Below are 25303 nucleotides of genomic sequence, written 5' to 3' on the forward strand. Positions count from 1 at the left end.
AGATTTTGAATTTGTTTTGAGTTTTGCAAATATTCTTTTAGGAACAAGTTTAGCAGCTATTATTGGTTTAATCTCTGGAATTCTTCCAGCCATTTCTGCTTCAAAATTGGATCCCGTTGAGGCGATTAGAAGTGGAATGTAGAAAATGGGTTAATCTCGAAATTTAATTTTTGATTTATCCCATTTAATTTTATTTGAATAATAATATTTATCGGTTCTCTTATAATGTAACACGGTGTCTTCTTCTTGTGTTGTTCTTCGTATAAAATAAGTAGGAACTTTTAAATTATAATAAAATTTTAAAAAACCTTTAACTTTAATGGTATCCTTTTCAGAAGCAATAATAAGAATTCTTCTGTTATTAGGTTTTTTCATTACATTTTCATTGACAATTTTTTCTAGACTTTCTATTGGAATTTTGATTAAGTCTTTCGGCTGCAAATCTAAAAATTGAGGCAATGTGTCATTCTCAGTTCCATAATTGCAAATTATTTGAATATATCTTTTTTGGTAGTAATAGATTTCTCCTTTTTTGTCTATTATTAAATTACTTTCTCCATAGAAACCTTTTCGAGGTAAAACAATAGTTTCAGCTCTATAAAGATTTAATGAATCTGTATATTCTTTTAGTTTTCTATCTTCTGCAGAAATAATGTAAGGTATTAGCGAAAGATTTTTTTAATTATTTTTCTTTTTATGACAACTATAAAGTAATACAATAATCAATAATCAAACAATTTTTTTCATTACCTAAAGATATAAAAAAGACACAAAGCATTAACTTTGTGTCTTTGTAATTCTTCCCTCTAGTTAAAACTATCTAATATCTTGATTCAAAATCAAATCAATGTAAAGATTGATTTTATCTTTCAATTCTTTTCTTGGCGTAATAAAATCAAGGAAACCGTGGTCTAACACAAACTCAGCCGTTTGAAAACCTTCTGGCAAATCTTTACCTGTAGTATCGCGCACCACACGCGGACCAGCAAATCCAATTAAAGCGCCAGGTTCAGAAATATTTATGTCGCCAAGCATAGCATAAGAAGCTGTTGTTCCTCCTGTGGTTGGATCAGTACATAATGAAATATAGGGTATTTTTGCTTCGGCTAGTTGGGCTAGTTTTGCTGAAGTTTTGGCTAATTGCATCAAAGAATAAGCAGCTTCCATCATACGAGCACCACCCGATTTTGAAATCATAACAAAAGGGACTTTATTTTTAATTGAATAATCTATCCCACGAGCAATTTTTTCTCCTACGACAGCACCCATTGAACCGCCAATAAAAGCAAAATCCATACAACAGACCACCAAATCTTTTCCTTTTGATTTTCCAACACCAGTGCGAACAGCATCTTTCAATCCTGTTTTGTCGATAGCATCTTTTAATCGGTCAGAATATTTTTTGGTATCAACAAAATGTAGAGGGTCTTTAGAAGTCATTTTAGCGTCTAATTCTTTGAACTCATTATTATCAAACAAGATTTCAAAATATTCTTTACTTCCAATTCTAACATGAAAATCATCTTCGGGACTTACCCAAAGATTTCTAGCCAATTCGTCTTGGTCAATAATTTTTCCTGTTGGCGATTTATACCAAAGTCCTTTTGGAACGTCTTTTTTATCTTCTGTTGCTGTAGTAATCCCTTTTTCTGTTCTTTTAAACCAAGCCATAATAGTAAGTTAGAAGTTAGAAGTTGTAAGTTAGAAGTTGCCTTCATACTTTTATAATTCTAACTGTTTGTAATTCAATTATTTTTAACTTCGTACTTCGTGTTTTGTACCTCGTACTTACAAAGTGTTTACATTGTTCAAATCAGCAAATGCCTGTTCTAATCTTTTGTTAAATGTTAATTCCCCTTCGCGCACCCATTTTCTTGGATCGTAATGTTTTTTGTTTGGTGAGTCAGCTCCATCTGGACTTCCTATTTGAGTTTTCAAATAATCAATTTTTGACGTCATATAATCGCGAATTCCTTCGGTGAAAGCAAATTGTAAATCGGTATCGATATTCATTTTAATGACACCATAAGAAATGGCTTCTCTAATTTCTTCCAACGTTGAACCTGAACCACCGTGAAAAACAAAGTCAATCGGATTTGGTTCTGTTTTGAATTTATCTTGAACATAATGTTGGGAGTTTCTCAAGATTTTTGGGGTTAATTTCACGTTTCCTGGTTTGTAAACACCATGTACGTTTCCAAATGAAGCCGCAATTGTAAATCTTGGAGAAACTTTTAGTAATTCTTCATAGGCATAAGCCACTTCTGAAGGTTGTGTATATAATTTTGAACTATCGACATCAGAGTTGTCCACACCATCTTCTTCACCACCGGTAATTCCTAATTCAATTTCTAAAGTCATTCCCATTTTGCTCATTCTAGCCAAATAGGTTTTACAAATTTCAATGTTTTCTTCGATTGGCTCTTCCGATAAATCAATCATGTGAGAAGAATATAAGGGTTTTCCAGTTTCGACAAAATGTTTTTCGGAAGCGTCTAATAAACCATCAATCCAGGGCAATAATTTTTTAGCACAATGGTCAGTATGCAGAATGACTGTTGCGCCATAAGCTTCGGCCAAAGTATGAATGTGTTTCGCTCCAGCAATTCCTCCAGCAATAGCAGCTTTCTCATTTTCATTTGATAATCCTTTTCCAGCGTTAAACTGTGCACCACCATTTGAAAATTGGATAATTACAGGAGCTTTCAATTTTGCCGCAGTTTCAAGAACACCATTTATAGTGCTAGAACCTATAACGTTTACAGCAGGAAGTGCAAATCCTTTTTCTTTTGCATAATTAAAAATTGCTTGAACTTCATCTCCTGTAGCAACTCCCGGTTTGATATTGTGAGCCATTTTGTTAGTTGTTTTTTTAGTTAATTCCGAAAGTTCGGGATACAAAAATAATAATTTCTAATTTTAGAAAGGATAATTAATTCCAATATTTATAACTGATTTGTCGAAGCGCATTTCCTTGAACCATTTTTCGTTTTCTGGATTAGCCGGATTGTAGGTTTTAAATCCTAAATCTAATCGAACAACAAAGAAATTTAAATCATATCTTACTCCAAATCCTGTTCCAATAGCAGTATCTTTTAGAGATTCAAGTCCAGAAAAAACAGATTTAGGATTAGTAACGAAATCACTAATATTCCAAATATTTCCGGCATCAATAAATATAGCACCAAATAATTGTTGGAAAACATTAAAACGAAATTCTGTGCTTGCACTAATTTTCATGTTAGCTTCGTTAAAATCATTAACAGCGCCAGTACTTCCTGGACCTAAACCATAGGATTGCCAAGCACGAATATCATTGGAACCACCAGCAAAATAACTTCGAGAAAAAGGAATACTATTCGAATTTCCGTAAGGGATTGCTATACCAAAAAATGCTCTTGTAGCCAGTACTTTTTTATGTGATAAATCCCAATGTTTTATATATTCAAATTCTGTTTTCAAATACTGTGAATATTCTACACCAAAAATAGCATTAGCGCCGCTTTGACTCTGTAATTTTTGAGAAGCATTAGCAAATATTGATAACAGATTTCCCGCAGATTCTATTTTTCCTCTGAGCGTATAAAATTCATTATCTAGTAAGTCTTTCTTTGAAGTTTTTGAATAAGCAATACTCGATGCAAATATTAAATTATTTTCTGTCAATCGATTTTTTCTTTCATTGATACTGCGAATTATTTCATAATCACTAGGCGATGGAATAACAGCTGGATTTAATCCTAAAACATCATTTAAAAAACCATTAGTGCCCGATTCTATAATTAAATTATCTTGCGTTACATCGCCACCGCCAACCCATTCGGGGTTTGTATTATATATTTGGGCTTGTTTATTCAAAGCATCATAGGAAGACTCATAAACATTGAAATAATTACTAGAATTTAAATTTTTAACAAACTGAATATTTAACAAATCAAAACGAATGGTAGTGTTTTTTTTGGGTGTCCAATTATAAGTTAAAGAACTTGTAAAGTTTTGTTTGTCCAATCCAATATTGGTTTGTTTTGAATAGCCGACACTAATTGTAGTGAAAGGAATCATTGATTTTGGAATGATTTTATCTGTTTTAAAAGGAAGAAATAAACGGGGGAAATTTAATTTTGCATCTACACCTAACTCGGTTACATTGAAAAAAACATCATTTGGATTAGCAATATCATTAGAAGAACCTATATTTCCTCTCAAACCAAGATCAAAAGTTTCTGCACCATTAAAAACATTTCTTACAGTAAATGTTGTATTTATTTCCATTCCAATATCTAAAATGTTGGAATGTGTAAAGTCGGTTGAAAATCCAAAAGTGTGTTTTTTTCTTGGGGTTAAATAGATGTTGGCAATCAATCCGTTTTTCTCGTTTTTATCTTCTATGTATTGTATCAATGGATAATTGAATACTTTCAGATTACTCAAATATTTTGAGGTGAGAGCATTTTTTGTATCAGCATAATAATTGCCTTTGTTTATAAAAACACCATCGGTAATGGCTTTTGGACGGTATTTTACTTTTTGGGTACTGTATAGTGTAAAATCTTTGTAAGCAACACTATCTTTAATTTTTGCATTCGGATTGGCAGGACTATGGTCTGTAAAAATGTTGACTTTACTGATTTTGTATAACTCAAAAGGTACCGTTCTTACCGAATCTTCTATTCTAATATTTTCATCATTTATTACTAAATCTATATTGGCAATATGCTTGTTTGCAATGGTGTCAATGTCAAAATTAATATAGTTTTGTTGAAACCTAAAAGCACCGTTGTTTCTGAAATCTTCTGTTATTCTAACCCTTTCTTCATCAAAAGCACTTTTGGTATATTTTACTCCGGTTTTTATCATCGAATACTTTTTCTTTAATTGATAAAGAGAATCTAAAGAAGGACTTGTGATATATGGATTAATACTGTCTAAAATATAAGGTTTTCCTAATTTTATGTCATACTTGATTTTTACTTTTTTTGTGTCAATACTATCAATAGTATAATTTGCTGTAGCATCAAAATAGCCACGATTAAAATAATAGGATTTTAATCGTTTTAGAGATTTTTTGGGACTTAAAGTATCAAGAATTACTGGTGCTTCACCTGTGCTTTTCAAAAAATCGTGAATGCCTGAATAAAAAAATGATTCGCCTAACCTTTTGACTTGTTTTTTTGAAAGCCATTTTACTTTTCGGTTGTATTTTTCGGGATTATTAGTAAACTTAGCTCTGAAAATTGAATCTGTATTTTGCTTGGCTAAATTGTATATGTTTAATCTAAGTTTATAACCTAAAAATGTACTGTTTTGTTTTTGATATAACTGATTTGAAACATCTTCGATATTGTTTTTTTTACCATCAATATGAATATCATTTTTGGTGAGGAGACTTTTTCCATTGGGAACCCTTTTTGTGGCATCGCACCCAAATAAAAGTAGACCTATTAGAATAAATAATGATATTTTTGTGATATTCTTTGTCAAGTGTTGCTTTATATTTAATTCAAAAATACAGTATTTTATGGTTAGTAAAAACCAAATAAAATTTATTACCTCGCTTCAACATAAAAAATTCCGAATCGAGCACCAATTGTTTATTGCCGAAGGTGTAAAAGTAATTCAAGAATTGTTACAATCAAATTTTGTGCTAGAACATTTGTTTGTTACTGAGCGTATTTTTGAAAAAGTAGCTACTTCTAAAATGACTTTAATAAAAGAACAAGAAATGCAGAAGATAACAGCTTTACATTCTCCCAGTTCTTGTTTGGCTATTTTCAATATCCCTAGAGAATTTAAAATCGAAAACAAAGGGTTAATTGTGGCACTTGATGCAATTAGAGATCCAGGGAATTTAGGAACTATTATTCGTCTTTGCGATTGGTTTGGGGTGAAACAAATAGTGTGTTCCGAAGCTACGGTTGATGTGTATAATCCAAAAGTTATCCAAGCCACTATGGGTTCAATTGCAAGAGTGAATGTAAATTATGTTGATTTGAATGAATATTTAGAAATGACTTCGCTTCCCGTTTATGGCACTTTTATGGATGGCGCAACCATTTATAAAGAGGTTTTGCCCGAAGAAGGTATTTTGGTTTTTGGGAATGAAGCCAATGGAATTTCATCAGAAATTGAGATGAAAATCAAAAACAGTATAGCCATCCCAAGGTTTGGAGATAGTCAAAAAACAGAAAGTTTAAATGTGGCGACAGCAGCAGCTATTATCTTGAGTGAGTTTAGAAGAAATACGCTGTAGCGAATTGAATTTTCAATTTTAGCGAATTGATTTTCAGTTTTTAGTGAAACGTAAAATTAATGAGCACTGCTCGAGTTTTCATAGATTCTATATTTCCTGTCCAAGGACTATTTGGGTCATCATCTCTTATTAATTCATCATTAAAACCAAATACACCTCTTATTGATGGAGAAAATTTGAAATATTCAAAATACAAATCAATTCCAAATCCTAATTGATAATTCTGTGTCCAAGGTTTTACTCTGAATCTTTGTTCTGAATTGTCATCCTTTGATTTGGAATTACTCGAAAGATTTAAGGTAGTTGAAACACCACCAACTAAATAAGGACGAACATTTCCAGTACGAAGAGCGCTAAATTTAACAAGCAATGGGAAGTCAATATACGTTGCTTTAACCTCTCTCAATGCATCAACATCACTGGTGAAACCTTGATAGGTCAAAGTTCTACTAGCATAATACAAACCAGGTTCAAACCGCAGTTCAACATATTCCTGAAGGCGAAGCACACCAACAAGTCCAACGTTGAAACCGGTATTTCCTACTACATTTATATCTTGCCCTGGTGTTTTATAGTCTACTTTAAAATCGAAATTGCTAAATCCTAAAAAATAACCCCAATACACTCTTTGTTTGTCAAAATTTTCCAAATTAATGATTGGATCTTTAGCAAAAGTACTTCTCCCAAATTGCGCTTGAGTTGAAATTGAAATTAAGATAAAAAGTATAGATATTTTTTTCATTTTCTAGCTGAAAAATTCTTTTTTATTTTTTTGTTGCCGAATAGATTGTAGCAACTCCAAAAGTTTGTGGCATTGCTTTACAATCAATAAACGAAACTTTTCTCAAAATATTGTTTAATTTCTCTCCATAAGGAAAATTCGCCGCCGATTCTGATAAATACCCATAAGCATTATCGTCTTTCGAAAACACTTTACCTATTAAAGGAAGAATAATTTTAGTATAAAAAGCATATCCTTGTTTGAACGGAAACTTTGTTGGAACCGATGTTTCAAGGATAACTAAAATGCCTTTAGGTTTTAAAACTCTATAAATTTCCGCCAACCCTTTTTCGAGTGTTTCAAAATTTCGAATACCGAACGAAACCGTTATGGCATCAAAATGATTGTCATCATAGGGGATTTTTTCACTATCGCCGAGCACCATTTCTATTTTTTGAGAGAGTTTTTTTTCAAGGATTTTTTGTTTTCCTACTTCGAGCATTCCTGATGATAAATCAAGACCTATGATTTTTTTGGCAGAAGTTGTTGTCATCAAAATGGCCAAATCTCCGGTGCCAGTAGCTATGTCAAGTATGTTTTCAGGATTTTCGTTAGCAACCAAAGCAACCACTTTTTTTCGCCATTTTACATCAATTCCAAGCGAAATCACTCTGTTTAACCCGTCATAATCAGATGAAATGGTATCAAACATTTGAGTGACTTGTTCTTTTTTACCTAGAGTAGAGTCTTTATATGGCGTTATGATCTTTGACATTCTTCGATTTTCGACAAATATAAGCCAATAATTTAATTAGAAGAATGCTTTAAAATCTTCTTTCAAATAAACTTTATAGTAACCTAACAGGTTTCAAAAACCTGTTAGGTTTGAACTATCCTTTATTTTCTAATAAAAGTTTCAAAACTAAAATCAAATTTGTGCTTTTCATCTTTTGGATGAAATTCATTAAAAATTAATTTCCATTTGGACATATCAATTTCAGGGAAAAAAGTATCTGCTTCAAAAGAATGATTTACTCTTGTAATATCTAATTTATCAGCAATTGCAATGGATTGATTGTATATTTCGCCACCACCAATAATGAAAACCTCTTCGTTTTTTGGACAAGCTTCAATTGCTTTTTGCAAAGAAGTAACCACAATACAATTTAATTGTGAGTAGTTTTTTTGACGTGAAATAATGACATGAGTTCTATTGGGTAAAGGTTTAGGGAAACTTTCAAAAGTTTTTCTTCCCATAATAATGTAATGACCCGTGGTAATATTTTTAAACCTTTTGAAATCATCGGGTAAGTGCCAAAGCAATTGATTGTCTTTGCCCAAAGCATTGTTTTCTGCAATGGCAGCAATTATTGTAATCATTTTTGAGATGATTTTGAGTTTTCTAAATCATTCTTCAATTGTTCGATTTTTTTGGTTTGTTTCAACATGAGTTTGTCAATCTGTGCTCTTTCCCAGTTTTTATTCATAAAACTATCAGTAATAAAAACTTTGATAGTATGAAAAAGAAAAACAAATACCCAAATTGTCACCGCCCAAATCCACCAATTGGTTTCGGGGTAAAATGACAACCAATTATTGGCTACATAAAAAAACAAACTCCCTATAACAAGCAGAATAAGATGTATAGATAAAAACTTCTTTTGTTTGATTCTATCTCTAGCATATTCGTATAATTCGTGTTGACTGTTGTCCATAAGATGAAATTTGACCTTAAAGGTAAAATTTATTTTTAAAATGATGAAATTTCATTTTATCAAATTGTAATATGAAAACGTTTTCTTAATTGCGGATTGAAAAATATTGTTACATATAATTACACATCTTCTTTTAAATTGGGATACTTTTTAGCAAATTCCTAAAAATGATTTTTGGTGTAAAAGATATATAAAAACCATTTAACTTTGCCACAGTAATCTATAAATGAATTAGTTATGGCTATTAAAAAACAAGTTATAAAAACAAAACCGGTTGTTAAAGTTACTTTTTCAATCGAAGCAAAAGAAGCAAATACAGCTTCAGTAGTAGGTGATTTCAATAATTGGAATCCTGCAGAAGGTGAATTATCAAAACTAAAAACAGGAACTTTTAAAGCAACTTTTGATTTACCAAAAGACAATTCTTTTGAGTTCAAATATTTAGTGGATGGAGCTTATCTTAATGATCCAGAAGCTGATAGTTATGCTTACAATGAATTTGCTGGTGCAGAAAACAGTGTTTTAGCACTATAGTTTTTTTGTTTTTATAAAGATTTAAAAATCCGTTTCTGTTTTCGAAAACGGATTTTTTTATGGAATTTGACGAGTGTTTTAGAATTCTTTAGGCCTCCCACCGATTCATGAAGTGACGAACCTTGTTATGGCATATTTTCCATTAAGTTAAAACTTCTTGGGAAAGAAAAATGTGAATTTTGCACATTTTCCCCATTTTAGGAACGGCAGTTATCAAACATAATTCAATTACAAAAATGTAAATCCTATTCGTTTGTTTAATCCGATTTCAAAAATTCTGATTAAAGTAGAAAGTTGAATGTTTCCTTTTCCATTTTCAATTCTAGAAATATAACTTTTTTTAGTTCCGGTTTTTTCCGCTAACTGTTCTTGGGTTATTTTAGCTTCTTTTCTAGCATCTTTTAGCATTTCGCTGATGATAAACATCTGTGATTTTTCTTCGAAATCATTTCTGCTTTCAGTTCCAATTTTTCCATGTTCAACTTCTATAAGTTGATCAAACGTTTTTATGTTTTTATAATCTTTCATTTTATATGTTTTTTAGTTGAAAATATTCGTTCATTAAAATCAATGCTTTTTCTAATTCATTTTTTGGCGTTTTCTGTGTTTTTTTCTGAAAACCATTAAAAAGCACAATCAATTTTCCTTTGTCAAAACAGCAAAATATCCTGTAAATATTAGACTGGAATTCAATTCTTATTTCATAAAGTCCATTTGTTCCAGTTAAGTGTTTTAAAAATTTTTCAGGAACTTTTTCAACTTGTTTAATTAATTCGAGAACATACTTTATTTTCTCTTTTACTTTTTCATCTTGCGCTTGGTAAAATTCAATAAAGTGGTTTTCGTAAAATATAATCTCTCTATTCATTTGACAAAGTTATCTTAAAAGTTAACATATAGCAAATAAAATTTCAAATATTATTTCCGATTTCTTATTTAGGTTTTCGTGAAGTATTGTGTTTGCTAACTTATTTATACTCAGTTTTATTTCTATAAACTGAGCATATCTATCAAATTTTATTAAATATGCTTAATTAAAGTTGAGTTTTACTTAAAGAAGATTTTAATTTATTTATAATTTTCGTTTTACTAAATTTAAAATTCTATTGTATTAAATTTTATTACAATCATAAAAAACTAAACAGCCACAATTCCTTTTATATGAGGATGAGGTTCGTAACCTTCCAAAGTGAAATCCTCAAAAGTGAAATCGAAAATATTTTTCACTTCTGGATTTAGAATCATTTTAGGTAATGGTTTTGGTTCACGAGATAATTGCAATTCCAATTGTTCAAAATGGTTGTTGTAGATATGTGCATCACCAAAAGTGTGAATGAATTCGCCTACTTGTAATTCACAAACCTGAGCAATCATCATGGTTAACAAAGCATAGGAAGCAATATTAAAAGGTACACCAAGAAAAATATCAGCACTTCTTTGATATAAAAGGCAAGATAATCTGCTTTTTTCTCCTCCTTCGGGGGCTGGGGGGCTTACATAAAACTGAAAAAAAGCATGACATGGAGGCAAAGCGGCTTTTCCATTGGCTACATTTTCAGCAAATGATTTTGATGTATCGGGAAGCACAGAAGGATTCCAAGCAGAAACTAACATGCGTCTGCTGTTTGGGTTTTTCTTCAACGTATCTATTAATTCAGCAATTTGATCAATTTCTTCACTGTTCCAATTGCGCCATTGGTGTCCGTAAACCGGACCCAAATCTCCGTTTTCGTCTGCCCATTCATCCCAAATCTTAACGCCATTTTCTTGTAAATAGCCAATATTGGTGTCGCCTTTTAAAAACCATAATAATTCATACACTATGGATTTCAAGTGCAATTTTTTGGTTGTTACCATGGGGAAACCTTCATTCAAATCAAATCGCATTTGGTAGCCAAAAACACTTTTGGTGCCTGTACCTGTTCTGTCCCCTTTTTGACAACCGTTTTCCAAAACGTGTCGCACTAAATCATGGTATTGTTTCATTTTCTAAGGTTTAAAAGTTGCGTGTTTCGAGTTTCGAGTTTTGGTAGTGGGTATCTAACTAGTAACCCGAAACTCGAAACAGTCAAACCGTTTACGATTCTCTTTTCGAAATTTCGTCTCTTATTCGTGCTGCTTTTTCATAATCTTCATCTTGAACTGCCGTTTCTAATGAAGTATGTAGTTCAGATAAACTTAGTTTAGAATACCCTTCGCTTGGTTCATTTCCTTCTTTGTCCAATCCAAATGTTTCAGGATTTGTAAGCACTCCTTCTTCACTAATATTTTGATTTTCTACGTCACTTGGATTGGCATTGAGATAAATTCCGGCTTTATCTAAAATGTTTTTATAGGTAAAAATCGGAGCATTAAAACGCAACGCCAAAGCAATAGCATCAGATGTTCTGGCATCAATTATTTCCTCAATTTTATCTCTTTCGCAAATAATACTAGAGTAAAAAACACCATCTACCAGTTTGTGAATAATGACTTGCTTAACCACAATATCAAATCGATCAGCAAAACTTTTGAATAAATCGTGGGTTAAAGGTCTTGGTGGTTTTATTTCTTTTTCCAAAGCAATGGCAATAGATTGTGCTTCGAATGCACCAATTACAATGGGTAATTTTCGTTCACCATCTACTTCATTTAAAATCAAAGCGTATGCTCCATTTTGAGTTTGACTATAGGAGATCCCTTTTATGGTTAGTTTTACTAAACTCATTTAGATTTTAGATTTTTATCCCGATAGCTATCGGGATAGATATTAGATTTCAGAATTGGAATAAATAGTTGAAAATGTTTTCAAAAATTCAATACAATTAACTCCCGAAACTTCGGGATAGCCCTGTTAGAAGTGAAAAGATCCCGATTTTTCGGGACTTCCAACTAATAGCAGGAATTGCGATTGCAAAGTAACAAAAAGTTTTTGCTAAAGAAAACTTTTAAATCCCAAAAAAACAAAAATTCCAAATTCCAACTTTTATTATATTGGAATTTGGAATTTGAAAAATTGGAATGTATTATTAAGCGTTTTGCGCTTTGAAAGCAGCTAATTTTTCTGTTAATCTAGGCAAAATATCAAAAGCATCTCCCACAATACCATAATCGGCAACTTTAAAAAATGGTGCTTCAGCATCAGCATTTATAACCACTTTTACTTTGGAAGAGTTAATTCCAGCAATATGTTGAATGGCTCCAGAAATTCCCACGGCAATGTATAAATTAGTGGCAACGGGTTTTCCTGTTTGTCCTACGTGTTCGCTGTGAGGACGCCAACCCAAATCGGAAACTGGTTTGGAACAAGCGGTTGCTGCGCCAAGTACAGTTGCTAAATTTTCGATTAAACCCCAGTTTTCTGGACCTTTTAATCCGCGACCACCAGAAACTACCACATCAGCATCGGCAATGGTTACTTTACCCGAAGCTTTTTCTACTGATTCAACTTTTACATTGAAATCAGAATCGTTTAAACTTGGTGCAAAATCTTCAGCAACAGCAGCAGCTGTGCTTTCAAATATGCCATAGGAATTTTTAGCTAAGCTTAATACTTTAACATCGGTTGAAATTTCGGTAACATTGAAAGCTTTGTTAGAAAAAGCGGTTCTTTTTACTTGAAATGGTGAAGTGCTCAAAGGCAACCCAACTACATTTGAAGCAAAACCAGCTTCTAAACCTACAGCTAGAAATGGTGCTAAGTACAAACTATCTGTAGTTGACGAAAGTAAAATTATTTTGGCACTTTCTTTTTGTGCAGCTTGTTTGATAACATCGGCAAATGCTTTGGCACTGAAATTAGCTAGCTTTTCGTTAGAAACTTTCAATACTTTATCAACTCCATATTTTGATAATTCTGAAACGTCTCCAGCATTTACAGTTACAGCTGTTACAGTCGTACCTAATGTTTCGGCTACTTTTTTGGCATAAGAAGCCAGCTCAAATGCTACTTTTTTGAATTTTCCTCCCGAAGCGTCGGGAGATGATTCTGCGTATATTAATAAAGACATAATTTTTTGTTTAAAGTTTAAAAAAAGTTTAAAAGTTTAAGTGTTTAAAAGTTTAATACAAAACCCTAAACCCCAAACTTCTAACCCGTAACTAAATTACTTTTGCTTCGTTGTGTAATAAATTAATTAATTCATCCAAATTATCAGCAGAAACTAGTTTCACAGCCGATTTTGGTGCTGGTTTTTCAAATTTCACGGCTTTGGTATTGTTGTTTGCGGTAACAGGTTCAAGAACGGTTAAAACTTTAGTTCTTGCTGTCATAATTCCTCTCATGTTTGGAATGCGCAAATCTTTTTCTTCCACTAATCCTTTTTGACCACCAATAATTAAGGGCAATGAAGCCGAAATTATTTCTTTTCCACCGTCAATTTCTCTAGATGCATTTGCAGTAGTTCCATCAACTGTAAGTTCGGTACATGAATTAACAAAATTGAAATCTAATAAACCTGCTAACATTCCTGGCACCATTCCACCATTATAATCCAAAGATTCTTTTCCGCAAATTACTAAATCGTAATTTCCAGATTTTACTACTTCCGCTAATTGCTTTGCAACAAAAAAGCCATCAGTTGGAATTGCGTTTACACGAATAGCTTCATTTGCACCAATGGCCAAAGCTTTTCTCAACGTAGGTTCAGTATCTGGTCCTCCAACATTGACAACAGTAACTGTTGCACCTTGTTGTTCTTGAAACCAAATGGCTCTTGTTAATCCAAATTCATCATTGGGATTGATTACAAATTGAACACCATTAGTATCGAATTCGGTATCACCATTGACAAAATTAATTTTTGATGTAGTATCAGGCACATGACTGATACAAACTAATATTTTCATACAATTTAATTAAAAAAATTTCTGCTGTAAAAGTATAAAATAAAATTCTAATTTTTGTATGCGCGCATAATAAATTTTCAATATTATATCGATTTCGTAAAATGTAATTTGGTTACAATGTGTATTCGCCAAATAATCATTATCAACGATAAGATTATTTATGACTCAAATGTCTTTTTTAATCATTTAAATATTTATTTTTGCGTTCGAAAATATTGACATTAACATAATCATACTATGAGAACAATACAATTTAGAGAAGCGATTTGTGAGGCAATGAGTGAAGAAATGCGTCGTGATGAATCTATATATTTAATGGGTGAAGAAGTAGCTGAATATAATGGTGCTTATAAAGCTTCGAAAGGAATGTTGGATGAATTTGGACCAAAAAGAGTTATTGATACGCCTATTGCTGAATTAGGTTTTGCCGGAATTGCAGTAGGTTCAGCAATGAATGGTTGTCGTCCTATTGTAGAATACATGACATTCAACTTTTGCTTGGTTGGTATTGATCAAATTATCAATAATGCTGCAAAAATGCGCCAGATGTCGGCTGGACAATTCCCAATGCCAATGGTTTTTCGTGGGCCAACAGCTTCTGCAGGACAATTAGGAGCAACACATTCGCAAGCTTTTGAAAATTGGTTTGCCAACACTCCCGGATTAAAAGTGGTTGTTCCATCAAATGTTTATGATGCCAAAGGATTATTGAAAGCGGCCATACGCGATAATGACCCCGTTATTTTCATGGAAAGCGAACAAATGTATGGCGACAAAGGCGAAGTTCCCGAAGAAGAATACACTATTCCACTTGGTGTAGCTGATATCAAGAGAGAAGGAAACGATGTAACCATTGTTTCTTTCGGAAAAATTATTAAAGAAGCTATAATAGCTGCTGATGAATTAGCCAAAGAAAATATTTCCTGTGAAATTATCGATTTGAGAACTGTTCGCCCAATGGATTATGATTGTATTATCAATTCGGTTAAAAAAACAAATCGATTAGTAGTGTTAGAAGAAGCTTGGCCGTTTGCTAGTGTTGCCTCTGAGATTACCTATATGGTTCAAGAAAGAGCTTTCGATTATTTGGATGCGCCAATACAAAGAATTACTACTGCTGATACTCCAGCGCCATACTCTCCAACCTTGTTAAAAGAATGGTTACCCAATGCTCAAGATGTTATTAAAGCAGTAAAAAAAGTAACTTACAAATAGAAATAGACTATTAGATTTTTAGCTCATTAGAAAAGTAGCTAAAAATCTAGGAAGTCTTAAATACTAGTAATCATAATAACTATATTTGAACTTCATCAAAAAACACTTTTGATGAAGTTTTTTTTTTCCATGAAAAAAATATTTACACTGTTTATTTTGTTTTTTGCTTTTGCAAATACTATTTCTGCACAAACAAAAGTGAGCGGAATAGTTTTGGACAATACGAATCAACCACTTCCTTATGCCAACATTGTTTTTAAGGGTTCAAAGACTGGAGTTGTATCTAACGAAGACGGAAGATTTTATATAGAGTCACCCGATAATTACACTGTTTTATTAGTATCATTTGTGGGATTTCCAACAAAGGAAGTCAAATTGCCGAAACTCGTTAATTATGACTTCAAAATTGTAATGAGCGAGGGGAATGCCTTAAAGGAAATTGTAGTTTATGCTGGGAAAACATCAAAAAAAAATAATCCTGCACTTGATATATTGAGAAAAATTTGGGAACGAAGACGAAAGAATGGTCTCAAAATGTTCAAGCAATATCAATATGAAAAATATGAAAAAGTAGAATTTGATATGAACACTATAGACAGTGCCTTTATGAAAAACAAGATTTTCAAAGGAATGGAGTTTGTGTTCAAAAATATTGACACTTCAAAAGTTACGGGAAAAACCTATTTGCCAATTTTTATTAATGAATCTATATCAGATTTTTATGGAGATAATGAGACCAAAAAAACAAAAGAGGTGCTTAAAGCCAACAAAAATTCTGGATTAGGGAACGGTGATGGCGTAAATATGTTTATTAAGGATTTATACAATGACTTTGATATTTATGAGAATTATTTAAATTTTTTTGACAAGAGCTTCACTAGTCCTTTATCAACAACAGGAATAGATGTTTATAATTATGTTCTTGCCGATACTGCTTTTATTGACAACAAATGGTGTTATAATATAGTTTTTTATCCAAGACGAAAAAACGAACTGACTTTCAAAGGAGATTTTTGGGTTAATGATTCCACATTTGCCATCAAAAAAATAAATATGGCAATCACCAAAAGCGCCAATATTAACTGGGTGAAAGATATTTATATCGAACAAGAGTTTGAAGTTTTAAACGATTCGGTTTTTCTTCCGACCCGAGATTATATGATGTCTGACTTTGCCTTAAAAAAGAAAGAGGAGTCAAAAGGAGTGTATGGAAAACGAAGCACGCTTTATCGAAATTTTAAGTTTGATGAAAAAAAACCTGATAATTTCTATAAACAGGAAGTTAATTTTATTGACAATATGGTGTATAAAAAAACAGATGAATTTTGGGAGGAAAATCGTTTTGAAAAATTAAATAAAGATGAGGTTGCTATTTATAAAATGATTGATACACTTAAAACCGTCAAAAAATTCAAGCAGATGTACAATCTTGTTTCCATCTTGGGAAGTGGATACATTGAGTTTTCTAAGTTAAATTTTGATTATGGTCCCATTTTTTCAAGTGTTGGATTTAACGAGGTAGAAGGTATTCGACTTAGAGCTGGAGGAAGAACCTATTTTGGACCAAATGATCTTTGGCGATTGCAAGGTTATACCGCTTATGGATTTGACGATAATAAATTCAAATATGGTATTTCTGGAAAATGGATGGTGGATAAGAAAAACAGAATAATTCTCTCGGCTGGAAACAGAAGAGATGTAGAACAAATAGGCGCTAGTTTAACAAATACCAATGATGTTTTGGGAAGAAGTTTTGCTTCATCGGCTTTTTTTACCACTGGAGTAAACGGAAAGCTAACCAACATCAATCTAACAACAATAGCTGGGGAAATTGAGCCAGTTAAAAATTTAATTTTTCAAGTGGGCTATTCCTATCGAACTTTAGAATCGGCATCGCCAACATTTAGTTTGGATTATTATACTGATAATTCATTTACCAATACGGCAAGCGAGGTAAAACAAGCAGAGTTAAGTCTGCAAGTTGAGTACACACCTAAAAGAAAAACCATTGGATATGGCGTGGAGAGACGCGATGTTGACAATCCGTACAGTCGTTTTTTTGTGAATTATACACAAGGTTTTAAAGGGTTTATTCAAAGTGATTTTGAATATCAAAAACTCCAACTTTACTACAAGCAACCCATAATAATTGGAGCACTCGGGCGTTCAAATTTGATTATGGAATTAGGAAAAACCTTTGGCAAAGTACCTCTTGGTTTGTTGAGTATCGTTCCTGGGAATCAAACTTATTTCTTGATTGAGAATACCTTTAGTAATCTCAATTTTTATGAGTTTGTAACCGATGAATATGCTACTTTCCAATGGGAACATAATTTTAACGGAAGATTATTATCCAGAATTCCGATGATGCGAAAATTAAACTTGAGAGAGTTAGTAGGGGTAAGAGCGGTTTATGGAACAGTATCCGACGAAAACATTGCTTTAAACGCCTCTGGATTGGTTTATAAAGCTCCAGTAAATCCTTATTGGGAATACAATGTAGGTATAGGAAATATCTTTAAAGTTTTCCGACTTGATTTTACTTGGAGAGGAAATTACAGAGACGTTCCAGATGGCAACAACTTTACTGTAAAAGGGTCGTTTGGGTTTTATTTTTAAGCTGACACGAGCGTAGCGAACTGACGCAGTAATTCATTTCAGCTTCACTACTAATCATTATGCAAGTAGCCATTTCATTTCTAGTTGATAAAGATGTTGTTTTGAAAAAGGTGCATCAACAATACGGCAATCCTTATCTTCCATAACGACCTGAAGATTTTCAAACTTTAGACAAGACATTAGTTTTAGAAGCCCTTTCTCAAAACCATCCTTACAAAGTTAGAACTGGACTCTACCGTTTCATAAGCATCGGAAATTAGACAATTGATTTTTCTGATGTTCTTCCTACAACTGAAAGACATTATTCCTTTTGTTGATAGCGGTATTAAAAACACAAAATTGAACTGTAATTTCACAATTTAAATGAAGACATGTAAACACTTTCACAAAATTGGAAAATTTACAGAACAATGGCTTAGTATATTTTTTAGGACATTACTACCTTAAAAAGCAAGATATAATTTAAGCATTTTTTTGGAATAATTTTTTATCTAAACTGTATTTTCCTGGCCCAGTAAAAAACAAACCTAAATAAATAATAAAATACACAAAAGCGTCGTTAAAATGATAGCCGTTTTCGCCTTTGTCAACTATCGACATCGGAAAAATAACCATAAAAATATAACCCATACAAAACATCAATACAAACAAACTAAATCGAGTAAATAAGCCCAAAATTAAAAACAAACTACAAAAGAATTCTGCAAAAATAGTTAAGAATAAAGGGACTCCGCCAGTCATTCCTAAAAAACTTACATTCTTTGCCCAAAATTCATCTACCACTAGCTCATCAAAATGAATTAATTTTTCATAACCAATAAATGCCATCAATGTGCCAATGATTACTCTAATTAATAATAACCCAAGATCCATATTGATGGGTTTTTCCGAAAATAATTGTAATTTATTCATTTAGCTTATAGTTTTTATATAGTCATTAAATTGCGACTTTGTATGTTATTACCATTACAAATCTATCAAATTTCTTTTATAAAATTATACATGTTGTTTTTATTTGTTAAAGTTTTGTTACTTTTGCACCCGATAAAATTTATAACAAAAATTATATTTATGGAATCAATGATGATTTATGTGCCGATAGTTATGGCAATAATTGGACTGCTTTTTATGGCAGTTAAAAGAAGTTGGGTTTTAAAACAAGACGCTGGAGATGGCAAGATGGCAGCCATTTCAGATTATATCTATGAGGGTGCATTAGCATTCTTAAAAGCAGAATACAGATTATTAGCCATATTTGTTGTAATTGCAAGTATTGCATTAGCTGGAATTACTTTTATTCCTGGAGTAAAAACACATTTATTAATTGTAGTTGCCTTTATTTTTGGGGCTTTCTTTTCGGCTTTAGCTGGAAACATGGGGATGAAAATTGCAACTAAAACCAATGTTAGAACGACACAAGCCGCTCGTACTAGTTTACCACAAGCATTGAAAGTTTCTTTTGGTGGTGGAACCGTAATGGGATTAGGAGTTGCTGGTTTAGCTGTTCTTGGTTTGACAGGTTTCTTTATATTTTTCTTTACTATTTTCATGGGTGGTGTTTGGACAGATACAGACGGAATGACTGTTGTGTTGGAAACACTAGCTGGTTTCTCTCTTGGAGCTGAATCAATTGCATTATTTGCTCGTGTTGGTGGTGGTATTTATACCAAAGCTGCCGATGTTGGAGCTGATTTAGTAGGTAAAGTTGAAGCGGGTATTCCAGAAGATGACCCAAGAAATCCTGCTACAATTGCAGATAACGTGGGAGACAATGTGGGAGACGTTGCCGGAATGGGTGCCGATTTATTCGGTTCGTATGTAGCAACTGTTTTGGCGGCTATGGTTCTTGGTAACTATGTTATCAAAGATATGGGCGGAAAAATTGTGGATGCTTTTGGTGGCATTGGACCTATCTTATTACCAATGGCTATCGCTGGTTTCGGAATTTTATTCTCTATCATTGGGACGATGTTAGTTAAAATATCTGATGATAATGCAAAAGAAGCTCAAGTTCAAAAAGCGTTAAACATAGGAAACTGGGTTTCTATTGTTTTAACTGCTATTGCGTGTTTCTTCCTTGTAGATTACATGTTGCCACAAACCATGAAAATGGAATTTTTTGGTGAAGGATTACAAGATATATCTTCAATGCGTGTTTTCTATGCAACTTTAATTGGATTATTTGTTGGTGGAGCTATTTCATCAGTAACGGAATATTACACAGGATTGGGTACAAAACCAGTTTTGGCAATTGTACAAAAATCTTCAACTGGTGCAGGGACCAACGTAATCGCTGGTTTGGCAACAGGTATGATTTCTACTTTTCCAACTGTTTTGTTGTTTGCTGCTGCCATTTGGTCAACTTATGCATTGGCAGGATTTTACGGTGTGGCTTTAGCTGCTTCTGCAATGATGGCAACAACCGCTATGCAATTAGCCATCGATGCTTTCGGACCAATCTCTGATAATGCTGGTGGAATTGCTGAAATGAGCGAATTGCCAAAAGAAGTTAGAACAAGAACGGATATTTTAGATTCAGTAGGTAACACAACCGCTGCCACTGGAAAAGGGTTTGCCATTGCTTCGGCAGCGTTAACCTCATTGGCTTTATTTGCTGCTTATGTAACCTTTACAGGAATAGATGGAATTAATATTTTCAAAGCACCTGTATTAGCCATGTTATTTGTTGGAGGTATGATTCCTGTGGTGTTCTCTGCATTGGCAATGAACTCTGTAGGTAAAGCGGCAATGGACATGGTCTATGAAGTACGTCGTCAGTTCAAAGAAATTCCAGGAATTATGGAAGGTACCGGAAAACCCGAATATGGTAAATGTGTAGAGATTTCTACCAAAGCAGCTTTACGCGAAATGATGTTGCCTGGAGTTATGACTATTGGTTTCCCAATTGCAATCGTATTATTAGGTAAGTTAGTTTATGGCGATAACAATATGTTAATCGCTGAAATGCTAGGGGGTTATATGGCTGGAGTTACTGTTTCAGGTGTGCTTTGGGCGGTGTTCCAAAACAACGCCGGTGGTGCTTGGGACAATGCTAAAAAATCGTTTGAAGCGGGTGTAATGATTAATGGCGAAATGACTTACAAAGGTTCTGATGCGCATAAAGCAGCGGTAACTGGAGATACTGTTGGAGATCCGTTTAAAGATACCTCTGGTCCGTCAATGAATATTTTAATTAAATTAACATGTTTAATTGGATTAGTAATTGCGCCAATTTTAGGTTCAGGACATGCTGATACCGCAATGGGTTCATCCTGTTGTGCTCCAACAGAACAATGTGCCTCTATGAGCAAAGAAGAGTGTGAAGCAAAAGGGTGTACAAAAACTGATTGTAAAAACATGATGGAAAAATGCGACATGAGCAAATGCGCTACCATGACTAAAGACGAATGTGCCGCTATGTGCGACAAAAATGGATGTTCTGCCGAAGATAAAGCAAAATGTATGGCAATGTATGACGAGAATGGTAAATTCAAAGGTGAAGTTAAAAATGAAATTTCAAAAATGGTTTTTATGGAAAAAACAGATAACGGTAAAGTAAAAGCTACTGTTTCTAAAACCATTAATGGTAAAGTAACTGAAGAAACTTTTGAAGGAACTGAAGCTGAAGTAAAAGCTAAAGTGGAAGCATTGAAATAGTATTTATTAGAATTTATAAAAATGCCTCGTCTCTAATTAATACTAGACGAGGCATTTTTATTTTGATATAAATCTACTTCCTAAAACAACCCATTTATCTCAGCATCAATTCTGTTGATAACAATTCCTAAATCTTCTGGATTATTGACAAAATCAACATTGTCTACATCAATAATTAAAAGTTTCCCTTTATCATAAGTAGTAATCCATGCTTCATAACGCTCATTTAATCTACTCAAATAATCAATAGAAATGGTGTTTTCATAATCACGCCCACGTTTGTGAATTTGAGAAACTAAATTTGGAATAGAACTTCTTAAATAAATCAATAAATCGGGTGCGCCAACCAATCCTTCCATCAATTCAAACAACGAAGTGTAGTTTTGAAAATCGCGATTCGTCATCAAACCCATAGCGTGTAAATTGGGTGCAAAAATATGAGCATCCTCATAAATGGTTCTGTCCTGAATAATATTTTTACCACTTTCTCGAATTTGAAGAACTTGTCTAAAACGTGAATTAAGGAAATATATTTGGAGATTAAAACTCCAGCGCTCCATTTGATGGTAAAAATCATCCAAATAAGGATTATCAACAACGTCTTCAAAATGAGGTTCCCATTTAAAATGTTTGGCTAAAAATCGTGTCAAGGTTGTTTTTCCTGCTCCTATGTTTCCTGCTACTGCTATGTGCATTATGGTAATTTTAATTTTAAATTTTTAATTTGTTGGTTGGTAAAAATAGCTAAAATTTGGTCTTTGAAGTAAAATTTTTGGAACGATTTCTCAACAATTTCTATTTCGTAAATCAATTTCGATTTGTTGTTTAAACAATAAAGAACATTATTGGAAGAAAATAAAAGTCTGTCAGTATCAATAATCTGAATATTTTCCCAAGGCGGAATGTTAGCCAGCAAATTTACTTTACCGAAAATATCAATCGAAAACCAATTGTTGTTTTCATCAATCCAATAAAAATTATTAAAATCAGATTGCGTATATTTTATACTTTCTTGAATCGGATTTCCTATATTTTTAAAAGTGTTGTTTAAATAATTAAATAAAAGGATTTGCTGTGTTAAAGCATTATAAATCCAAAATTGGTTGAGAGAAGCCATGCCGATTTTAGAAGCAAAAATGGTATTGTCAATATCAAAGAGGTTGAGTTTTTGAATTTCGTTTAGCTGATTGTCTAAGATGATAATGGTATTAAAATCTTCATAGAAAACCACAATCTTTAAAGGATTTATATAATCAACAGAGGTTATTTTGCCTAAAGGCACATTCTTATATTCCCATTTTTGAGTATCATTCTGCTTGATAAAAACATTATTTTTGATAAAGTAATTATTACCCAATCCATCAAAACCTAAATAGATTTTATTTTCTATTTCCTCTGAATGAATTGCTGAGGTCTTTAGTTTTTGGTTTTGACAAAAACATACCGTTTGCGAACATAAAAAAAGAAATAAAACAATGTTTTTCATCATAGTGCTAATTTACAATAAACTTTGTTGATTTTATCTTTTGTCAAATAATATTTTAACAAAATATTGGTAACATTTTGGACATAGTTTCGTCATATTTGCTTTTTAAAATAAAATAATATCATGAAAAATTTTTATTACACATCTGTATTTTTATTTTTATTTATAGCTGCTAATGCCCAGAAAGACTTTCAAGGCATGGCGGTTTATGAATCCAAAACCAGCACTTCTGATTTTAAATCTCGTTTTGAAGGAAACAAAGAAATTACTCCCGAAATTCAAAAAATGATTGAAGAACGAATGAAAAAAATGTTTGAAAAAACGTTTTTTCTCAACTTCGATAAATCGGCATCAATCTATAAAGAAGAGGAAAAGTTAGATGCTCCAGGTCAAAGTCAAGGAGGAATGCGGATGATGTCTTCCTTTATGGGTGGCGGCGGTACCTACTATAAAAATGTAAAAGAGAAAAAATATACCGTAGATAAAGAGTTTATGGGTAAAGAATTTTTAATCAAAGATACTTTAACAACTTATAAATGGCAAATGAGTTCTGAGGCAAGAGTTATTGGCGGGTATAATTGTTTTAAAGCAACAGCTGTAATTCCTGCCAGTAAAACCGATTTTAGAAATTTCAAACCCAAAAAGAAAGAAGAAGTAAAAGAAGGCGAAGCTAAAGTAGAAGAAAAAGAAAAGAGAACCAATTTCATGGATGATTTTGAGTTGCCCAAAGAAATAACAATAACAGCGTGGTATACTCCAGAAATCCCTGTAAACCAAGGGCCAGAAGGGTATTGGGGTTTGCCAGGTTTAATATTAGAAGTAAACGATGGAAAAACGGTAATTCTTTGTTCTAAAGTCGTTTTGAATTCTAAAGATAAAGTAGAAATCAAAGCGCCAACCAACGGAAAAGAAATTTCACAAAAAGACTACGATGAAACGGTGACCAAGAAAATGCAAGAAATGCAAGAAATGAATGGTGGAAGAGGCGGGTTTCAAATGAGAACAAATCGATAAGTATTTAATCAATCATTAATCAAATAAATCATGACAAAAGTTGCACTAATTTCATCATTTTTGCTAGTGGGTTTTTTAGCAAAAGCTCAAGAATTTCAAGGAAAAGCGGACTATTTTTCGAAAAGAATTTTTAGTAAAAAACTAGAAGTAAATAAAGCTGCAGGAGAAAACGAAATGAGTCCTGAAATGGAGAAGGCCTTCCAAGATGCTATTAAAAGCGCAAGTGAAAAGCAATATACTTTATCGTTTAACAAATCAGAGTGCCTTTATGAAGAACAAGAACAATTAGAAAAACCAGAAGCAGCTAATGGAGGATTTAGTATTTCTGTTGCTTTCTCTGGAGAAGGTAAAAAATATCTCAACCTTAAGGACAAAATCTGCATAGAGGAAGCCGATATTTTCGGCAAGGAATTTTTAATCGTCGAACCGCTGGAAAAACCCAATTGGAAACTACTAAATGAAACCAAGAAAATAGGCGATTACAATTGCTTAAAAGCCGAACTTGTAGTTCAAGTTACTGAGAAGCAAAAAACAGAATACGAAGAATTTCTCAAAAAAGAAGCAGTAAAACCAGCGTTGTTTAAAATGGATGAACCTAAAGACAAAGTAATTATGGCATGGTACACTCCTGAAATCCCTGTGAGTTTTGGACCAAACAAGTATTGGGGCTTACCGGGATTAATTCTAGAAATCAACGAAGAAGAGACTATTATTCTTTGTTCTAAAGTAACGTTGAGTAACAAAGAAAAATCAAAGATTAAAGTGCCAAGTACAGGTGAAAAAGTGACCCAAAAGAAATTTGACGAAATCCAAAAGAAAAAAACGGATAGCATGAAAAATGAAGATGGCGTTATTATTTTTGAACGTTAAAACACAAGTTTTATAAGCCATCATCATGAAAAAAAAAATACTCTTTTTATTCCTTCTAGTTTCATCAGTTTCCTTTGCTCAAAACGTTCGATTCGAAGGCACCATTACAGACAACAATAAAGCACCACTCGAAATGGCCAATGTGATGGCAATGAACCAAGGCACTAAAGCGATGGATGCCTATGCTATTACCAATGAAAAAGGTAAATTTATTTTGAATTTAAATGCCAATGCTACCTACATCCTAAAATTGAGTTATCTAGGAATGCAAAGTAAAGAGATTGCTGTAACTACCCAAACCCAAAACATTACCCAAAACATCACCATGGAATCGGGCGGAATTGAATTAGAAGGTGTTGAAATTGTGCGCGAAATGCCAGTATCAATAAAAGGAG

At 32.8% G+C, this 25303-nt stretch carries 25 protein-coding genes and 1 pseudogene; 9 read left to right on the forward strand and 17 right to left on the reverse strand.

Going from position 1 to position 25303, the window contains the following annotated elements; genetic code table 11:
- Positions 1-142: pseudogene (locus ACK5ON_RS10885) on the forward strand (ABC transporter permease); the annotation flags it as partial.
- An 8-nt stretch (positions 143-150) separates the two neighbouring features.
- Here the strand turns inward: ACK5ON_RS10885 and ACK5ON_RS10890 are convergent.
- From ACK5ON_RS10890 to ACK5ON_RS10905, 4 genes are all read right to left on the reverse strand, one after another.
- A complete protein-coding gene (locus tag ACK5ON_RS10890) occupies positions 151-441 on the reverse strand; it encodes a hypothetical protein (protein ID WP_409822348.1) in 291 nt (96 codons plus the stop codon).
- 375 nt (positions 442-816) lie between these two features.
- On the reverse strand, positions 817-1671 hold the full coding sequence (gene accD, locus ACK5ON_RS10895; protein WP_409822350.1) for an acetyl-CoA carboxylase, carboxyltransferase subunit beta: 855 nt from the start codon (positions 1669-1671) through the stop codon (positions 817-819).
- A 117-nt stretch (positions 1672-1788) separates the two neighbouring features.
- A complete protein-coding gene (fbaA, locus tag ACK5ON_RS10900; protein WP_396176691.1) occupies positions 1789-2856 on the reverse strand; it encodes a class II fructose-bisphosphate aldolase in 1068 nt (355 codons plus the stop codon).
- A gap of 63 nt (positions 2857-2919) precedes the next feature.
- On the reverse strand, positions 2920-5481 hold the full coding sequence (locus ACK5ON_RS10905; protein ID WP_409822352.1) for a BamA/TamA family outer membrane protein: 2562 nt from the start codon (positions 5479-5481) through the stop codon (positions 2920-2922).
- A gap of 37 nt (positions 5482-5518) precedes the next feature.
- Here ACK5ON_RS10905 and ACK5ON_RS10910 point away from each other — a divergent pair, with 37 nt between their 5' ends.
- Positions 5519-6250: a TrmH family RNA methyltransferase gene (locus ACK5ON_RS10910; protein ID WP_409822354.1), complete on the forward strand. Its 732-nt coding sequence runs from the start codon at positions 5519-5521 to the stop codon at positions 6248-6250.
- A gap of 40 nt (positions 6251-6290) precedes the next feature.
- On the opposite strand, the gene ACK5ON_RS10915 is transcribed toward ACK5ON_RS10910, so the two are convergent.
- From ACK5ON_RS10915 to ACK5ON_RS10930, 4 genes are all read right to left on the reverse strand, one after another.
- Entirely contained in the window at positions 6291-6992 is a 702-nt protein-coding gene (locus tag ACK5ON_RS10915) for a porin family protein (protein WP_396176641.1), read from the reverse strand.
- Positions 6993-7014: 22 nt separating this feature from the next.
- Entirely contained in the window at positions 7015-7746 is a 732-nt protein-coding gene (gene ubiE / locus ACK5ON_RS10920; RefSeq protein WP_409822357.1) for a bifunctional demethylmenaquinone methyltransferase/2-methoxy-6-polyprenyl-1,4-benzoquinol methylase UbiE, read from the reverse strand.
- 122 nt (positions 7747-7868) lie between these two features.
- On the reverse strand, positions 7869-8351 hold the full coding sequence (locus ACK5ON_RS10925) for a dihydrofolate reductase (protein ID WP_409822359.1): 483 nt from the start codon (positions 8349-8351) through the stop codon (positions 7869-7871).
- Positions 8348-8686 carry a 2TM domain-containing protein gene (locus ACK5ON_RS10930; RefSeq protein WP_396174863.1) on the reverse strand — a complete coding sequence of 113 codons (339 nt, stop codon included), beginning with the start codon at positions 8684-8686 and terminating at the stop codon, positions 8348-8350. Before ACK5ON_RS10930 ends, ACK5ON_RS10925 begins: the two co-directional genes overlap by 4 nt.
- A 237-nt stretch (positions 8687-8923) precedes the next feature.
- Between ACK5ON_RS10930 and ACK5ON_RS10935 the strand changes: the two genes are divergently transcribed.
- Positions 8924-9220, forward strand: coding sequence for an isoamylase early set domain-containing protein (locus ACK5ON_RS10935; protein WP_396174865.1), 297 nt, complete (start codon positions 8924-8926; stop codon positions 9218-9220).
- Positions 9221-9448: 228 nt separating this feature from the next.
- On the opposite strand, the gene ACK5ON_RS10940 is transcribed toward ACK5ON_RS10935, so the two are convergent.
- The 6 genes from ACK5ON_RS10940 to ACK5ON_RS10965 all read right to left on the reverse strand — a co-directional run bounded on the left by ACK5ON_RS10940 (position 9449) and on the right by ACK5ON_RS10965 (position 14047).
- Positions 9449-9748 carry a helix-turn-helix domain-containing protein gene (locus ACK5ON_RS10940; RefSeq protein WP_396158445.1) on the reverse strand — a complete coding sequence of 100 codons (300 nt, stop codon included), beginning with the start codon at positions 9746-9748 and terminating at the stop codon, positions 9449-9451.
- A 1-nt stretch (position 9749) separates the two neighbouring features.
- Positions 9750-10088: a type II toxin-antitoxin system RelE/ParE family toxin gene (locus ACK5ON_RS10945; RefSeq protein ID WP_396158447.1), complete on the reverse strand. Its 339-nt coding sequence runs from the start codon at positions 10086-10088 to the stop codon at positions 9750-9752.
- A 269-nt stretch (positions 10089-10357) separates the two neighbouring features.
- Entirely contained in the window at positions 10358-11206 is an 849-nt protein-coding gene (locus ACK5ON_RS10950) for a thymidylate synthase (RefSeq protein WP_409822362.1), read from the reverse strand.
- Positions 11207-11297: 91 nt separating this feature from the next.
- Complete coding sequence (locus ACK5ON_RS10955) at positions 11298-11927, reverse strand: bifunctional nuclease domain-containing protein (RefSeq protein ID WP_396174871.1); 630 nt, start codon at positions 11925-11927, stop codon at positions 11298-11300.
- Positions 11928-12228: 301 nt separating this feature from the next.
- Positions 12229-13209 carry an electron transfer flavoprotein subunit alpha/FixB family protein gene (locus ACK5ON_RS10960; protein ID WP_396174873.1) on the reverse strand — a complete coding sequence of 327 codons (981 nt, stop codon included), beginning with the start codon at positions 13207-13209 and terminating at the stop codon, positions 12229-12231.
- Positions 13210-13300: 91 nt separating this feature from the next.
- Positions 13301-14047, reverse strand: a complete 747-nt coding sequence (locus ACK5ON_RS10965) for an electron transfer flavoprotein subunit beta/FixA family protein (RefSeq protein ID WP_396174875.1) — start codon at positions 14045-14047, stop codon at positions 13301-13303.
- Positions 14048-14284: 237 nt separating this feature from the next.
- On the opposite strand from ACK5ON_RS10965, the gene ACK5ON_RS10970 reads away from it, so the two are divergent.
- Both ACK5ON_RS10970 and ACK5ON_RS10975 read left to right on the forward strand, forming a co-directional pair.
- On the forward strand, positions 14285-15262 hold the full coding sequence (locus ACK5ON_RS10970) for a pyruvate dehydrogenase complex E1 component subunit beta (RefSeq protein WP_409822365.1): 978 nt from the start codon (positions 14285-14287) through the stop codon (positions 15260-15262).
- A gap of 111 nt (positions 15263-15373) precedes the next feature.
- Positions 15374-17881, forward strand: a complete 2508-nt coding sequence (locus ACK5ON_RS10975) for a DUF5686 family protein (RefSeq protein ID WP_409822367.1) — start codon at positions 15374-15376, stop codon at positions 17879-17881.
- A gap of 462 nt (positions 17882-18343) precedes the next feature.
- On the opposite strand, the gene ACK5ON_RS10980 is transcribed toward ACK5ON_RS10975, so the two are convergent.
- Complete coding sequence (locus tag ACK5ON_RS10980; protein ID WP_409822369.1) at positions 18344-18793, reverse strand: DoxX family protein; 450 nt, start codon at positions 18791-18793, stop codon at positions 18344-18346.
- 159 nt (positions 18794-18952) lie between these two features.
- Here ACK5ON_RS10980 and ACK5ON_RS10985 point away from each other — a divergent pair, with 159 nt between their 5' ends.
- Entirely contained in the window at positions 18953-21538 is a 2586-nt protein-coding gene (locus ACK5ON_RS10985) for a sodium-translocating pyrophosphatase (protein ID WP_396174885.1), read from the forward strand.
- An 80-nt stretch (positions 21539-21618) separates the two neighbouring features.
- On the opposite strand, the gene ACK5ON_RS10990 is transcribed toward ACK5ON_RS10985, so the two are convergent.
- Positions 21619-22233 carry a deoxynucleoside kinase gene (locus ACK5ON_RS10990; protein WP_409822371.1) on the reverse strand — a complete coding sequence of 205 codons (615 nt, stop codon included), beginning with the start codon at positions 22231-22233 and terminating at the stop codon, positions 21619-21621.
- The gene (locus ACK5ON_RS10995) at positions 22233-23027 is read right to left on the reverse strand and encodes a hypothetical protein (protein ID WP_409822373.1); all 795 of its coding nucleotides are present in this window, start codon (positions 23025-23027) and stop codon (positions 22233-22235) included. Before ACK5ON_RS10995 ends, ACK5ON_RS10990 begins: the two co-directional genes overlap by 1 nt.
- A 120-nt stretch (positions 23028-23147) precedes the next feature.
- Between ACK5ON_RS10995 and ACK5ON_RS11000 the strand changes: the two genes are divergently transcribed.
- The 3 genes from ACK5ON_RS11000 to ACK5ON_RS11010 all read left to right on the forward strand — a co-directional run.
- Positions 23148-24038: a GLPGLI family protein gene (locus ACK5ON_RS11000; RefSeq protein ID WP_409822375.1), complete on the forward strand. Its 891-nt coding sequence runs from the start codon at positions 23148-23150 to the stop codon at positions 24036-24038.
- A 30-nt stretch (positions 24039-24068) separates the two neighbouring features.
- Positions 24069-24908 carry a GLPGLI family protein gene (locus ACK5ON_RS11005; protein ID WP_396175052.1) on the forward strand — a complete coding sequence of 280 codons (840 nt, stop codon included), beginning with the start codon at positions 24069-24071 and terminating at the stop codon, positions 24906-24908.
- A 25-nt stretch (positions 24909-24933) separates the two neighbouring features.
- Positions 24934-25303: carboxypeptidase-like regulatory domain-containing protein (locus ACK5ON_RS11010; protein ID WP_409822377.1), on the forward strand; the 370-nt coding region annotated here is incomplete at its 3' end.

Source organism: Flavobacterium sp., from assembly GCF_046317795.1.
Lineage (GTDB): Bacteria > Bacteroidota > Bacteroidia > Flavobacteriales > Flavobacteriaceae > Flavobacterium.

Excerpts from the sequence above, each read along its gene's own strand:
- ACK5ON_RS10995 (WP_409822373.1), bottom strand. The coding sequence starts at position 23,027 with ATGATGAAAAACATTGTTTTATTTCTTTTTTTATGTTCGCAAACGGTA.
- ACK5ON_RS10910 (WP_409822354.1), top strand. The coding sequence starts at position 5,519 with ATGGTTAGTAAAAACCAAATAAAATTTATTACCTCGCTTCAACATAAA.
- ACK5ON_RS10945 (WP_396158447.1), bottom strand. The coding sequence starts at position 10,088 with ATGAATAGAGAGATTATATTTTACGAAAACCACTTTATTGAATTTTAC.
- ACK5ON_RS10955 (WP_396174871.1), bottom strand. The coding sequence starts at position 11,927 with ATGAGTTTAGTAAAACTAACCATAAAAGGGATCTCCTATAGTCAAACT.
- ACK5ON_RS11005 (WP_396175052.1), top strand. The coding sequence starts at position 24,069 with ATGACAAAAGTTGCACTAATTTCATCATTTTTGCTAGTGGGTTTTTTA.
- ubiE (WP_409822357.1), bottom strand. The coding sequence starts at position 7,746 with ATGTCAAAGATCATAACGCCATATAAAGACTCTACTCTAGGTAAAAAA.
- ACK5ON_RS10935 (WP_396174865.1), top strand. The coding sequence starts at position 8,924 with ATGGCTATTAAAAAACAAGTTATAAAAACAAAACCGGTTGTTAAAGTT.
- ACK5ON_RS10965 (WP_396174875.1), bottom strand. The coding sequence starts at position 14,047 with ATGAAAATATTAGTTTGTATCAGTCATGTGCCTGATACTACATCAAAA.
- ACK5ON_RS10980 (WP_409822369.1), bottom strand. The coding sequence starts at position 18,793 with ATGAATAAATTACAATTATTTTCGGAAAAACCCATCAATATGGATCTT.
- fbaA (WP_396176691.1), bottom strand. The coding sequence starts at position 2,856 with ATGGCTCACAATATCAAACCGGGAGTTGCTACAGGAGATGAAGTTCAA.
- ACK5ON_RS10960 (WP_396174873.1), bottom strand. The coding sequence starts at position 13,209 with ATGTCTTTATTAATATACGCAGAATCATCTCCCGACGCTTCGGGAGGA.
- ACK5ON_RS10950 (WP_409822362.1), bottom strand. The coding sequence starts at position 11,206 with ATGAAACAATACCATGATTTAGTGCGACACGTTTTGGAAAACGGTTGT.
- ACK5ON_RS10970 (WP_409822365.1), top strand. The coding sequence starts at position 14,285 with ATGAGAACAATACAATTTAGAGAAGCGATTTGTGAGGCAATGAGTGAA.
- ACK5ON_RS11000 (WP_409822375.1), top strand. The coding sequence starts at position 23,148 with ATGAAAAATTTTTATTACACATCTGTATTTTTATTTTTATTTATAGCT.
- ACK5ON_RS10975 (WP_409822367.1), top strand. The coding sequence starts at position 15,374 with ATGAAGTTTTTTTTTTCCATGAAAAAAATATTTACACTGTTTATTTTG.
- ACK5ON_RS10930 (WP_396174863.1), bottom strand. The coding sequence starts at position 8,686 with ATGGACAACAGTCAACACGAATTATACGAATATGCTAGAGATAGAATC.
- ACK5ON_RS10915 (WP_396176641.1), bottom strand. The coding sequence starts at position 6,992 with ATGAAAAAAATATCTATACTTTTTATCTTAATTTCAATTTCAACTCAA.
- ACK5ON_RS10940 (WP_396158445.1), bottom strand. The coding sequence starts at position 9,748 with ATGAAAGATTATAAAAACATAAAAACGTTTGATCAACTTATAGAAGTT.
- ACK5ON_RS10985 (WP_396174885.1), top strand. The coding sequence starts at position 18,953 with ATGGAATCAATGATGATTTATGTGCCGATAGTTATGGCAATAATTGGA.
- ACK5ON_RS10925 (WP_409822359.1), bottom strand. The coding sequence starts at position 8,351 with ATGATTACAATAATTGCTGCCATTGCAGAAAACAATGCTTTGGGCAAA.
- ACK5ON_RS10990 (WP_409822371.1), bottom strand. The coding sequence starts at position 22,233 with ATGCACATAGCAGTAGCAGGAAACATAGGAGCAGGAAAAACAACCTTG.
- accD (WP_409822350.1), bottom strand. The coding sequence starts at position 1,671 with ATGGCTTGGTTTAAAAGAACAGAAAAAGGGATTACTACAGCAACAGAA.